The sequence below is a fragment of the Cobetia sp. MMG027 genome, from assembly GCF_027947415.1.
GTDB lineage: Bacteria > Pseudomonadota > Gammaproteobacteria > Pseudomonadales > Halomonadaceae > Cobetia > Cobetia marina.
The window spans coordinates 25,182-38,034 of sequence record NZ_JAQJIO010000003.1; the positions used below are offsets into that span (position 1 = coordinate 25,182).

The 12,853-nt window shown below is 64.5% G+C and carries 11 protein-coding genes; 7 read left to right on the forward strand and 4 right to left on the reverse strand.

Translation table 11 applies throughout. The features are described 5' to 3' along the window. Positions 1 to 168: 168 nt before the first annotated feature. Together PJK54_RS04190 and PJK54_RS04195 are read left to right on the forward strand one after the other, a co-directional pair. Positions 169 to 2,610 (forward strand): GNAT family N-acetyltransferase, encoded by a 2,442-nt coding sequence (locus PJK54_RS04190; protein ID WP_271302330.1) that lies wholly within the window; start codon positions 169 to 171, stop codon positions 2,608 to 2,610. 279 nt (positions 2,611 to 2,889) lie between these two features. Beyond that, positions 2,890 to 4,353, forward strand: a complete 1,464-nt coding sequence (locus PJK54_RS04195; protein ID WP_271302331.1) for an aminoacyl-histidine dipeptidase — start codon at positions 2,890 to 2,892, stop codon at positions 4,351 to 4,353. A gap of 130 nt (positions 4,354 to 4,483) precedes the next feature. Here the strand turns inward: PJK54_RS04195 and PJK54_RS04200 are convergent, their stop codons facing one another. Both PJK54_RS04200 and PJK54_RS04205 read right to left on the reverse strand, forming a co-directional pair. Further along, the gene (locus PJK54_RS04200; protein ID WP_136939110.1) at positions 4,484 to 4,870 is read right to left on the reverse strand and encodes a hypothetical protein; all 387 of its coding nucleotides are present in this window, start codon (positions 4,868 to 4,870) and stop codon (positions 4,484 to 4,486) included. A 278-nt stretch (positions 4,871 to 5,148) separates the two neighbouring features. Next, positions 5,149 to 5,736 (reverse strand): type 1 glutamine amidotransferase domain-containing protein, encoded by a 588-nt coding sequence (locus PJK54_RS04205; RefSeq protein WP_136939109.1) that lies wholly within the window; start codon positions 5,734 to 5,736, stop codon positions 5,149 to 5,151. Between the two features lie 214 nt (positions 5,737 to 5,950). Here PJK54_RS04205 and rmuC point away from each other — a divergent pair, with 214 nt between their 5' ends. From rmuC to PJK54_RS04230, 5 genes are all read left to right on the forward strand, one after another. Then, positions 5,951 to 7,717, forward strand: coding sequence for a DNA recombination protein RmuC (gene rmuC / locus PJK54_RS04210; RefSeq protein ID WP_271302332.1), 1,767 nt, complete (start codon positions 5,951 to 5,953; stop codon positions 7,715 to 7,717). Between the two features lie 306 nt (positions 7,718 to 8,023). Further along, a complete protein-coding gene (locus tag PJK54_RS04215) occupies positions 8,024 to 8,320 on the forward strand; it encodes a BufA1 family periplasmic bufferin-type metallophore (RefSeq protein WP_077378640.1) in 297 nt (98 codons plus the stop codon). 90 nt (positions 8,321 to 8,410) lie between these two features. Next, complete coding sequence (bufB, locus tag PJK54_RS04220; RefSeq protein WP_077378643.1) at positions 8,411 to 9,355, forward strand: MNIO family bufferin maturase; 945 nt, start codon at positions 8,411 to 8,413, stop codon at positions 9,353 to 9,355. Then, positions 9,352 to 10,158, forward strand: coding sequence for an HvfC/BufC N-terminal domain-containing protein (locus tag PJK54_RS04225; RefSeq protein ID WP_271302333.1), 807 nt, complete (start codon positions 9,352 to 9,354; stop codon positions 10,156 to 10,158). The genes bufB and PJK54_RS04225 overlap by 4 nt, the downstream gene beginning before the upstream one ends. A gap of 109 nt (positions 10,159 to 10,267) precedes the next feature. After that, positions 10,268 to 10,741: a DoxX family protein gene (locus tag PJK54_RS04230; protein ID WP_077378649.1), complete on the forward strand. Its 474-nt coding sequence runs from the start codon at positions 10,268 to 10,270 to the stop codon at positions 10,739 to 10,741. A gap of 79 nt (positions 10,742 to 10,820) precedes the next feature. On the opposite strand, the gene PJK54_RS04235 is transcribed toward PJK54_RS04230, so the two are convergent. Together PJK54_RS04235 and PJK54_RS04240 are read right to left on the reverse strand one after the other, a co-directional pair. Next, a complete protein-coding gene (locus PJK54_RS04235) occupies positions 10,821 to 11,933 on the reverse strand; it encodes an App1 family protein (protein ID WP_077378652.1) in 1,113 nt (370 codons plus the stop codon). Between the two features lie 305 nt (positions 11,934 to 12,238). After that, a complete protein-coding gene (locus PJK54_RS04240) occupies positions 12,239 to 12,718 on the reverse strand; it encodes a Dps family protein (RefSeq protein ID WP_065392451.1) in 480 nt (159 codons plus the stop codon). Positions 12,719 to 12,853: the final 135 nt, after the last annotated feature.

Consider the following 12,853-nt stretch of genomic DNA (forward strand, 5'->3'; position numbering starts at 1 on the left):
CCTGCGTTGCCTATCTTGCAACGGGGTGTTTTTAAATATGAGATATTACTTAAGTAAAAGGACGTTGAGAGAGAGGGCTGCCCGGCGTGACTGGCCCCTGGCCTCCCGTCATGGGGATTCCAGCACCATGTCTGGTCTGCCACGTCACCATGCGGCATGCTGCGCGCCATGATGACGACTTCTTCACGTTACCCCGCCCCATTGGACCCTCCCGCCATCGATGCCTGGTGCCGGACACTGCATGAGCGCCTGCTCGCGCGGCATCAGCGCGCCTGTCTGTGGATCAGCGGCGGAGAGGGCACGAGCGGTGATCCCTGCGCTGCTGCGCTGGCGATCTGTGATCTGTGGCCAGCGCGTGAGCCTGCTCCACTGTGGCTGGGAGCCGGAGAGGCGATCACGACGCCGGGCGGGACACACGTGCGCTCGCTGGCGATGGCCAAGGCTGCCACTCAGCTGGGCGGCGAGCAGGCATTGGTCGTCTTCGATGCCGCACATCCACAGAGTGGTCTTGATCCCGATGCCTTCGGGGCCGTGGCCGGCACTCTGATGGCGGGAGGACTGCTGGTGCTGGTGACGCCTGCCGCCTGGGCCGACGCCGAGCCAGCGCCAGCGCCGGATGGCGACTACGCGCGTCTGGCGCACTGGCCGTTCGCGCGTGAGCAGCTTGCGGCGCGCTATCTGGCGCGGCTGGCACGGCGTCTCCAGGCGGATGCCAGCGTACTGCACTGGCCGCAGGGCGAACCGTTACCGGCGCTGCCACCCGCCGGGGAGGCAGCGACCCGTGTCGGTGAGGTCACGGACCCTGATTGCCTGACGTCGGATCAGGCCGAGGTGGTGGCCGCGCTGGCGGCACTCCGCCCGAACCAGCCGGTGGTGATCAGTGCCGATCGTGGCCGCGGCAAGAGTGCCGCGCTGGGCATCGCCGCGGCACGCTGTCTGGCAGCGGGGGAAAGTGTCTGGCTGACGGCGCCACGGCCGGCGGCGGTGGCCGCGGTCTTCGCGCGTCTGGCAGCGCTGCTGCCGCGGGGGCGCCGCGAGGGCAATGCCTTTCGGCTTTGCGTGCCGGCAGCACCCCCCGCGCAAGGCGGGTGGACAGCTGATGGAGCGGAGGTTGCGAGCGAGCTGCGTTTCCTGGCGCCGGACGCCATCGCCGCCGCCCGCCTTGCCTGCCCGGAGGGGCCGCTGCCGCGCTTGTTCGTCGATGAAGCGGCCGCCATCCCCACCCCGTTGCTCAAGGCGTCTCTGGCGCATTTTCCGCGCATCGCCTTCGCCACCACCGTCCATGGCTATGAAGGTACCGGGCGAGGGTTCCAGCTGCGTTTCCGCCAGCATCTCGAGCGTCAATGCCCCGGCTGGCAGGCGCTTGAGATGACCACGCCTGTCCGCTGGGCGTCCGGTGATCCGCTGGAGGCGCTGACCGATGATCTGTTGTTGCTCTCGGCACTGCCATCAACGTTGGCGCCGGTCATGGAGGGTCGCAGCGATGTCGAGCAATGGCTGGCCGGCAGTGAGGTCGTCGTGCTGGATCGGGACGCTCTGGCACGCGATGAAGCGATGCTGGAGTCGCTGTTCGGCCTGCTGGTGCAGGCGCATTACCGCACCACGCCGGCGGACCTGCGCCAGCTGCTGGATACCCCGGGGCTCAGGCTGCTGGCGATTCGCCATCAGGAGACCGCCAGTGGCAAGCCGGCATGGCTGGGCGTCGTGGCGGCCGTCGAGGAGGGCGGGTTTCCTGCACCGCTGGCAGAGGATATCTGGCGAGGTCAGCGGCGGCCGCGCGGGCATCTGCTGGCGCAGTCTCTGGCGGCGCATGCCGGTCATCAGGCGGCCGCCGAGACGCGCTGGTGGCGGATTCTGCGCATCGCGATACATCCCGCACTGTGGCGGCGTGGGCAGGGGGCGCGCTTGCTCAATGCGCTGGAGCAGCAGGCACGGCTGGCGGGTGTCACTCGTCTCGGCACCAGTTTCGGGGCCGAGGCGGGGCTGGTGGCCTTCTGGCTGTCCCAAGGCTTCATGCCACTGCGCATGGGGCTCAAGCGGGATGCGGCCAGTGGCGAGCATGCGGTGATGATGGGCAAGGCGACGGGGGAGTCATGCGATGGCGCAGGCGAGGCCTCGCCGGGAGATACCTTGCTCGAGGCGCTGCATCAGGACTTTCAGCATCTGCTGCCGAGCCTGCTGGCGCATGAGCTGGCCGGGCTGCCTGACGTGCTGGCATCGCGGCTCGCCCTGGGCGGTCAACTGGCTCAAGGCTGTCAACCGGCTCAAGGCTGTCAACCGGCTCAAGGCTGTCAACCGGCTCAAGGCTGGCCGCAACGACTCGACTGGTATCGGCGCGGTGGCGGAGGTCTTGCCCTGGTGCGGCCGTGGCTGCAGGCCGCGCTGAAAGCCCACGGCTCCCCGGATGAGCAGTGCGTCGGCTCATCCGGACTGGATGAGGCCGCGCGTCACGGGCTCGCACTGGCCCTGGCCGGCCAGGATGCACCAGCCTTCATCGACTGGGCCCAGCGTCAGGGCATCGTGGGGCGCAAGGCGCGTGATCGCTGGTGTCGTGCGGCGGCAGGGCGTCTCGTCGATGCGCACGGTGCCCTGCCTGCCGGCGATCATTGATCAGAGGCCGGGGATGCCGATCGGTCCCGGCATGTCGGGAATCGGCGAGCAGCCGCTCAGCATCAGCAGGCCAGCAGTGGCGGAAAGGACGGATAACAGCAGAAGTCGGCGGGGCATGAGGGCTCCGGTTGTCAGGGGCTGGAAGTGCACAGCGTGGCCGTGTCGAGAGATCTCATCCTTGCATATTCGCAGTCACTGATCGACAGGCACCGACAACCACTAGCCACGGCCGTGGACGGTTCCGTATGCTCGGGGATGACAAGAACAGGAAACTTCGCCATGAATGAGCATATCGACACGTTGGAACCCGCCATTGTCTGGCGTCATTTTCGTACCCTGTGCAATATCCCGCGCCCTTCCGGGCATGAAGCGGCACTGGTTGAGCATCTGATTGAGTGGGCGCAGTCGCGCGGCCTCGCGCATGACCGCGACGATTTCGGCAACCTGCGTCTGCGCAAGGCGGCCACCCCCGGCCATGAGAGCGCGCCGGGGATCGTGTTGCAGGGGCATCTCGACATGGTGGCCCAGGCGGCCAGCGACTCCCGCCATGACTTCACCCGTGATGCGCTCGAGACCTATCTCGAGGATGGCTGGCTCAAGGCGCGCGGCACGACGCTAGGCGCCGACAATGGCCTCGGCGTCGCCGCGGCGCTGGCGGTGCTGGAAGACGAGACGCTGGTGCATGGTCCGCTGGAGGCGTTGTTCACCCTCGAGGAAGAAACCTCGATGGGCGGCGCATTGAATCTGGCCGAAGGCTGGCTGGAAGGGCGCTATCTGCTCAATCTGGACTCGGAGGACCGTGGCCAGGTCTACATCGGTTGCGCTGGCGGTGCGGACATCAATGTCGCGCACGAATTCGCCACGTCCTCGTTGAAGGATGCCGAGGCGGAGCTTGAGCTCACCATCGGCGGGCTGGTCGGAGGACATTCCGGGCTCGACATCCATCGTGGGCGCGGCAATGCCAACCGCCTGATGTCACGGGCACTGGTGGCGCTGGCGGAATTCTCGCCGCGTCTGGTCAGCTGGTCTGGCGGTACGCTGCGCAATGCACTGCCACGCGAGGCGACCGTCGGCGTGGTGCTGTTCGATGAGCGTGTCGCGGCAGCCCGCCAGCGCTTGGCGGAATTCGAGGCGCAGATTCGCGATGAGCTGCGTGACACGGACCCGGACGTCACCCTCAACGTGACGCGCGGCAATGCCGAGAGTGCCCTGTCCGTCGAGGATACCCAGCGGCTTGTCGCCGTACTGGATGCCGCGCCCTATGGCGTGGAGCGCATGAGCGCAGCCGTGGAAGGCGTGGTGGAAACCTCCAACAACCTCGGCGTGGTCCAGCTGCGTGAGGGGAGTTTCCATCTCTGTGCCCTGGTGCGCTCGCTGCGTGATGATGCGGTCTCCATGATGGAGCAGCGCATCCGCGGGCTGTTCGGCCTGTTGGGGGCGCACACTCAGGCCGAGAATGCCTACCCGGGTTGGCAGCCGCAGCCTGAGGCGGAGCTTTTGGCGCGATTCTGCCGCCTGCACGAGCGCGTCACCGGCCGCGCGCCGGAGATCAAGGTCATCCATGCCGGTCTGGAATGCGGCATCCTGGGGGCCAAGTATCCCCAGCTCGAGATGATTTCCTTCGGCCCCTTGATTCGCGGTGCGCACTCGCCCAGCGAGCGCGTCGAGGTCGACTCGGTCGGGGAATTCTGGCAGGTGCTCAAAGGACTGATCACGACGCTTGCCGAGCCGCGCGACGCCTGATCCGGGCCGATTGACTCCCCACGACACCGCCCCCGCAGGTAGCCTGCGGGGGCGGTGTCGTATCTGGGCATCAGGCTCTCGTTGAGCTTCCTGCGGGGGCGCTGGCTGGGCACTTCGAGAGTGCGTCAGCTCAGTGGATATTGATGCGTATCGCCGGGAAGCCGATGCTCACGCCATCGTGACGGCGGCGCAGGTCATGGCGGCGCGAATCGTATTGTCGATACTGATGAGGCGCGTAGCGCTCATGTTGGTAGTAGCGGCGCTGGGGAATGCGGTGACGTGTGTCGTGGCGAGAGTGATGGCGCTCCACCCGCGGCTCGTCGAACATCCTCAGATGGCGGCGCTTGATCGCCTCATGGCGGCTTTGCGGCGTGCTGTGACGCTCGATGGTCTGTCGGCCGTGATGCTGCTGACCCTGTGAGCGATGACGATCATCCGCGGCAACGACACCGGGGATGGCAAGGCTCAGCATGAGTCCCAGGCTCAGCAGGACTGGTGCCATTGTGATGGTGTGCATGGGGTGGTCTCCCGTGTTGTCGGATAGTCACCCTTCTTGATCCCTGTTCACACGATACCGTGTCGCGGACACTTTGACGAACAGCGTTCTCTGATGTGTCGACGTCTCCCTGAGTCCATGTCGTGATCTTCTGGCCTTCATGCTCTATGGCGCTCAAGGTAAGTGCTTGCTCGCAAATGCTTTTCCCGCGATAAGCGTCAGTCTGCGGTGCAGAGCGCAAAAAAACGCCCCTGCCGCGGGGGCAGGGGCGTTTTCGGGTGCTGTCGACGGGGACGAGATCAGGCGTGTTGATGCTGATGCTTGCCCTCGGCGAGCTCCTCGAGCAGCTTGGCATTGAAGGCATCGAGGTCATCCGGCTTGCGGCTGGTGACCAGCGCGCTGTCACACACGACGTCGCTGTCCTGCCACTCGGCACCGGCGTTCTTCAGGTCCTGTGCGATGGAGGGGAAGGAGGTCATCTTGCGGCCTTCGACCACCCCGGCGTTGATCAGGATCCACGGCGCGTGACAGATGGCGGCCACCGGCTTGTGGGCCTGGAAGAAGCTGCGCACGAAGTTCAGTGCGGTCTCGTCCTGGCGCAGGGTATCAGGATTGAACAGGCCGCCCGGTAGCACCAGGCCATGGTAGTCGTGTTCGCTGGCATCGCTGAGCGAGGTGTCGACCTGGTAGGTCTCGCCCCAGTCGGTTTCGGCCCAGGCACGAATGCCGTCCTTCTCCGGCGAGACGATGTGTACCTCGACGCCCGCCTCCTGCAGTGCGGCGCGCGGCACCGCGAGCTCGGATTCCTCGAAGCCATGGGTCGCGAGAATGGCCACGCGCTTACCTTGCAGTTGTTGACGTGTCTGCTGATCGGTCTGCTGTGTCATGCAAATCTCCTTTCCGTGCTTCGGCTCTTGCGAGCGTGTTGGGCAGAGAAGGGAAAAATTCTGCTCTCAGCATGCGTTACTCACTGAGGTGAGCGCCCCATGTTGATGCAGCGAATTCCCGTCCTTTCGTGCCCTGACACTCAAGACATGGATGCGCGATACTGACTTTCAAGGGGGTGACCCCACTGCGTTTTCACCGGCCATGGAGTGCCCGATGCCTCTGCTTTCTGAATCTTCCGCCGTGATGTGGTTGCTGGTCGGCGTGCTGTTGATGCTGTCGTTGATCCTGGGGTTGGGCTGGCGGCGAGCCCGCGAGCAGCTTCACGCTCTCGAAGAGAGCAGTGACGAAACCCGGCAGGCGTTGCAGCAGACGCTTGAAGAGGCGCGGGATCTACGGCAACAGGCCGAGCAGCGGGCGGCCCTGGTCGAGCAGCGTGCCGCACTGGATGGGCAGCAGGCGGAGCAGCAGCAACGCTATCTGAGCCAGTCGCTGGAGGAGGCGCGCCAGGCGCGCGATGCGCTGACGGAACAGCTCGCCACGCTGCGCGAATCGCTGCAGGGACGGCTTGATGAACAGTCGCGTGCGCTGAGTGAACAGCAGACGCTGGCACGCAGCCTGACCCGCCAGCAGGAAGTGCTGGAGGCCCAGCTGCTGGAGCGTGAGGAGCGTCTCGAGACATTGACCGAGCGCTACGCCGAGCTGCGCGAGACCCATGCCTCGCTGGTCACGCGTCAGCGTCAGGAGGCCACTCATCACGCCGAGCAGCTGGCACTGCTCAACGACTCCCGCGAACGCCTGAGTCAGGAATTCGAGCAGCTGGCAGGCAAGGTGTTCGAGGAGCGCCAGCAGCGTTTCACCGCTGCCAGTGGTGCCCAGCTCGAACAGTTGCTCAAGCCGTTTCGCGAGCAGGTCGGGGACTTTCGTCAGCGCCTCGAGCAGCTGCATGGCGAGGAGGTACGCGAACGCACCAGCCTCAAGAGTCAGCTCGACCAGCTGGCGGGACTCAATCGCCAGATCACCGAGGAAGCGGCCAATCTGTCACGTGCGCTCAAGGGCGACAGCAAGATGCAGGGCAACTGGGGCGAGATGATTCTGGAGACCGTGCTCGAGCGCTCTGGCCTGCGAGAGGGGATCGAGTTCAAGCGTGAGGTGTCCTTCAGCGGTGAAGGCGGGCGCCAGCGCCCGGATGCCATCGTCTATCTGCCGGATAACAAGCATCTGATCATCGATGCCAAGGTCTCGTTGAGCGCCTACACCGACTACGTCAATGCCGCGGATGAGACGGCGCGGGCGCGAGCCCTGAGGGCGCATCTGACCTCGGTGCGCGGCCACGTCACGGGACTGGCGCGGCGCAACTATCCCGCCATCGAGGGGCTGGGGTCACCGGATTTCGTGTTCCTTTTCCTGCCGATGGAGCCCGCCTTCGCGCTGGCCTTCGAGCATGACGACAGCCTGTTCCAGGACGCCTTCACCCAGGGCGTGGTGATGGTGACGCCGACCACCTTGCTGGCCAGTCTGCGCACCGTGGCCAGTCTGTGGAGTCTGGAGCGCCAGAACGACAATGCGCGCGTGATCGGTGAGCGTGCCGGGGCGCTGCTCGACAAGTTCCGCGGACTTGCCGAATCCCTCGAGGAGCTTGGTAGCCAGCTGGGCCGTACCCGCGAGGCGCACGATACCGCCATGAAGCGTCTGGCCAGCGGGCGCGGCAACCTGATCAGCCGTGCCGAGGAGCTGCTGGAGCTCGGTGCGCGCATGAAGAAGCCGTTGCCCGAGACCCTGGTGCGTCAATCCCGTGACTCCCTGCATCACCAAGGGCCGGTCTCTGGCCCGACATCGCAGTCCGATGCTGCTATTGAATCTGATCCTGAGACTGAGACTGAGACTGAGCCTGCCTCTGGCTCGACGGCGGACAAGGCTCAAGGTGCCACGCTATCGCGCTGGGAACATCTGGAGCGCAAGTGGCAAGGGGACACCCCGTGAACCGGCACATCTCGCTCATTGCCGGCTGACACTCGGTGGCATGCCATCTCTCGTATTCCCTGTTCTTTCTCGACGGCCCTCCAGCAGGGCCGTTTTTCTTGAGATGCAGGGTCAACGCAAGCTCGGACTATCGTGTTCTGACGCGGCGAGGAAGGAAATATCGTGAGTGATGCAAAAAATTCGACATCTTCTGCATCCGTTCTCCGGACCTCCCCGTAAGTTGGTTTGAGCCTGCGGTAATGGGGCGAAAATGACAAATGAACAACTTTCAGCTCATGAATGAGCGTTTTCTCAGGAGATGTGCCCATGTCTACCAAGTCCAACAAGTCCGCCAAGACCGCTTTCGCCCTGGCTTCCGCCCTCGGTACCGCCGTAGCGCTGTCTGCCGCCGTGGTCTCCATTCCGGCGCATGCCGCAGACATGGAAAAGTGCTATGGCGTGTCGCTGGCCGGTGAGAATGACTGCGCTGCAGGCCCGGGCACCTCCTGTGCCGGCACTTCGACCGTCGATTATCAGGGCAATGCCTGGAAGCTGGTCCCGGAAGGCACCTGCACCTCCATCGAAACGCCCACTGGCACCGGCAGCCTGGAAGAGATCAAGTAAGCATCACGCCTCGGGTCTCCCCCGAACCTGACGTCCGGTGGGCGGGTGTCTCACCCCTCCGCCGGACGCTCGCAGAATCGAGAGGTCGTCATGCACGAGTCATCCCCCACCTCCCGCAGCCCGGATTTCGGTACGGCCTTGCCGTCGTTCGATGACATGGCCACGGGAATCAGCCTCAAGGCGCAGCATGTCAGGGAGCTGATGTCATCACGGCCGGCGCTGGGGTTCCTCGAGATTCATGCCGAGAACTACATGGGCGCAGGCGGAGCTCCCCATGCGCGGCTGGATGCGCTGCAGGAGTATCCGCTGTCGATCCATGGTGTCGGCCTGTCGCTGGCATCGGATCGTCCGCTGGAGGCCGCGCATCTGGCGCGCCTTCGAGCGCTCTGCGAGCGTCACCCGCCCACCAGTGTGTCAGAGCATCTGGCCTGGGCCGGCCATAGCGGCCACTTCTACAACGACCTGCTGCCGGTGCCATTGACCGACGCGATGCTGGCACGGGTCAGCGATAACCTGATGCGGCTGCAGGACTGCCTGGGCCGCCAGGTATTGATCGAGAATCCCGCACACTATCTGCGCTTTGATGCGCAGGCTCTGGGCGCGGAGTTGATTCCCGAGACGAATTTCCTGACCCGACTGGTCGAGCGCAGCGGCTGTGGACTGTTGATCGACGTCAACAATGTCTTCGTCTCGGCGCACAACATCGGTGTCGATCCTGCGGCCTGGCTTGAGTCGATCCCGGCCGCGGCCGTCGGCGAGATCCATCTGGCGGGTCATGTCGTCGATGAGCGCGAAGGCCTGCTGATCGACAATCACGGTGCGCCGGTCTGCGAGGCGGTATGGGCCCTGTATGCCGACTTCATCCAGCGAGTCGGGCCGCGCCCGACCCTGATCGAGTGGGATACCCAGGTGCCGGCGCTGGAGGTGTTGCTGGGGCAGACGGCTCGGGCCGAGCAGATTCTGCAGAGCGCCTTGGTTCAGCAGGGCTCTCGGGTTCCGCAGACCTCTGGTCCTCAGGTGGAGAGTCCGCGATGAGCACGCCAACGGCCCCCATGACTGACCATGATCTTCTCGCCTGGCAGCGGGCCTTCATCACGGCGCTTGAGCAGCCTGACCGTCATCTGCCGGGCATCGAGGCGGCACATCAGGGGCGTCTTGACGTCTATCGCAACAATGTCTGGGCCAGCCTGATCTCCGCGCTGCAGGACGCCTATCCCGTGACGCGTCAGGTCGTGGGCGAGCGCTTCTTCGCGGCGCTGGCGCATGATCACTCACGCCGTCACCTGCCGGAATCGCCCTTGATGATGGAGTACGGGGCGGGGCTTGCCGAGACCTTGCACACGACTCTGACGACGCTGGTCGAGCATCGACAGGCATCGGCCGCTCAGCTGCCGTTCTACGCGGTGGATCTGGCGCGGTTCGAGGCCGCGCGTCTCACGGCCTATCACGCCGCCGACGCTGAAGTGCTGGCACCGGCCAGGCTGGCGCAGCTGTCACCTGAGGCGGTGATGGCGCTGACCTTCCTGCCTCATCCCGCGGCAGGTCTGCTGCGCCTGGAGCATGCGATCTTCGAGGTCTGGCAACGCCACCAGCATGAGGGAGCCAGCCTTGCAGGCCTGGATGTCGCGCGGCCCGAGAACCTGCTGATCACCCGTCCGGCCCTGGAGGTTCAGGTGACGGTGCTGTCAGAGGCGGCTGCCTGGTTGCTCGACCAGCTGTTGGCGGGTGAATCGCTCGCGGATGCGGCCGCCATGCTGGCGGATGTCCATCCCGAGCAGGACCTGGGGCAGCTGCTGGCCCCTCTGCTGGCAAGTGGCGTGTTTCTCGCGCCGGACTAGTGTTGCCCCATGATCTTTCGTCCATGCCAGTCTCCTGCCGACCTACCCGGGCCGAGCTGGCGCATCCCCTTTTTCTCGCGCACTGGCGCATCCTTGAGGAGGCCTCATCATGAGCCTTGAGTCATCCACGACGCCCGCAGTCCGTACCGGTGTGGCGGGGCAAGTCCTGAACGTGTTCGTCTGGCTGGAAAATCTGCGCATGGATGCCGTGCTGATCCTGATGCGCATCGTCATTGGCGCCGTGTTCTTCATGTCAGCGCAGACCAAGGTCGATGGCTTCGCGCTCAAGGAAAGCACCTTCTTCCTGTTCGAGTACGAATACGCGTTACCGCTGGTCCCGCCGGTACTGGCCGCCTATCTGGCCACGATTGCCGAGCATCTCTTCCCGCTGATGCTGTGGCTGGGCCTGGGCTCCCGCCTTGCCGCGCTGGGTCTGGCCGGCATGACATTGACCATTCAGCTGTTCGTCTACCCGGAAGCCTGGGTGACGCACGGTCTGTGGCTGTCCAGTCTGCTGGTACTGGTGCTGCAGGGCCCGGGGCGTCTGTCACTGGATCACCTGATTCGCTCACGTATCGCCTGATCTTGCCCGCTGGCCACAACGCAAGACGGAGACCTCAGGGTCTCCGTCTTGCGTTGTGCGTATCGTGGGTCGTCGTGGGTCAGACAGGCTCTTCGGCGCGCTGATGCTCGATCTCGGCACGTACCATCTCGACACTGGCGGCATCGATGTAGTCATTGGCGTGTGCATGATGCGCCATGTCGAGGCTGTCGGTGCTCAACAGCATGTCGCAGCCCAGTGCGGAGAGCTCCTCGCCCAGCGTGGCCAGCTCTGCCTTGCGCGATTCGGAGTCACCGATCTGGCGAATGTAGATGGCGCAGATGCGGCCCGGGTAACGGCGCACGACATCGGCATAGACCTCCGGATCATGCTGACCGCTGTCTCCGATGAGCAGGAACTGCATCTCGTCATACAGGTCGAGCATCTTCTCGATCAGCGCCTGCTTGTGGTCTTCCGAGCGCTTGGGCAGGGGGCGCTGCAGCGTCAGCCCCCATTCGCGCAGGAACAGGATGGGGCCGACCGGGATGCGGTTGTGCTGGAAGAACACCTCGAGCATCTCATAGATGCTCCAGGGGCCGCGTGAGACGTAGAGCAGCGGGCGACTCTGCTGACCGTCGCTGCCCTCGTGGAGCGCCTGATAGAGCGCGGCGACTCCCGGGAAGGCAGTGCGTCGCTCGGCGGATTCGATGAACAGCCGATAGAGCATCTTGAGCTTGTTGGCGACACCGGTGTACATCACGGTGTCGTCGATATCGCTGATCACGCCCAGTCGGGTACTGGCCGGTGGCAGGTAGACCTGGGCCTCGCCCTCGACAGCGGCCTGCTTCGGCGGCCGGGCGGTGATCCGTGCCGTCTGCCATTGGCCTTGATCTGCCAAGGGCGACAGCAGAGGCAGGTGGACGCTGAAGTAGCCATCGCGATCAGTGACGACGGTGGTCTGGTTGCCGCCAAGGCTGACGTCCACCTCCACGCCGCCCTTGCCCCAGCGCAGCAGACGGCGGCCGACATCCATCAGATCGCGCCCGGCCCCGGGCGCCAGCTGACTGCGCGAGCCGGGCTGCTGAAAGATGCGGCCCATCAGAAAGGCTTCATTGTGTGAGCCATAGCCACGATAGGCATGGATGACGCAACCATCCTTGCCCTGGGCATGGCGCATGGGCTTGGCAGCCACATGCAGCAACTTGCGTAGCAGACGTGTCAGCGGCAGTGACATGCAACCCTCCTGGTATGACGCCTGATCAACCTGCCTGATTGGCAGCCACCCTGCGTGTCGCGTGATGATGCGCTTCCGAGCATGGTCCTGCGCCTCTTGCTCAAGTGCTTCTCGGGCTCAAGTCCTTCTCGGGCTCAAGTCCTTCTCGAGCTCAAGTTCTTCTCGAGTCTGCCCCTAGAGTGGTGTCCGACCCACGAAAACGCCGCCTTCCGGACACCGCGCAAGCACGGGACAGAAGGCGGCGTTCACGGCCTGCCGATCACGCTGGCGGCAGTGTCAGACACGCGATGGTGTCTTGGTCAGAATCACTCGCCCAGGTAGGCGGACAGCATCCAGACCGTCTTTTCCTGCTCGCGGATGTAGTCGCCGACCAGCGAGGCAGTCCCTTCATCGTCGGCATCGGAGGCGACGGAGAGGATTTCACGCTGCAGCTCGATCAGGGACTTGTAGCCGGTGAGCAGACCCTTGACGCAAGCGGTGCCATCGCTGACGTGGGTGTCTTCCTTGATGGTCGCCACGCGAGCGTAATCGCTGTAGGCGTGCATCGGCTCGTGACCCAGGGTCAGGATGCGCTCGGCGATCTCGTCGACCTTGGTCAGCAGGTCGGTGTAGGTTTCCTCGAACTTCACGTGCAGCTCGAAGAACTGGTTGCCCTTCACGTTCCAGTGATAGCCACGCGCGTTCATGTAGAAGGTCTGGTAGTTGGCCAGCAGCACATTGAGGTGCTCCGCCAGCTGGGTTGCGCTGGAAGTATGCAGGCCAATGGCATTGGTATCGGTGGACATGAAGACTCTCCTTGAGAATGGGCGACGTGAAATGTGGTTGGAATACGTGGTGAGGCAGGGCGCGGGCACTGAGGACAAGCAGGCGATATCCCTTACCTTCGAGTGCCTCAGGTTCATGAAGCCAAGCCCATGGCA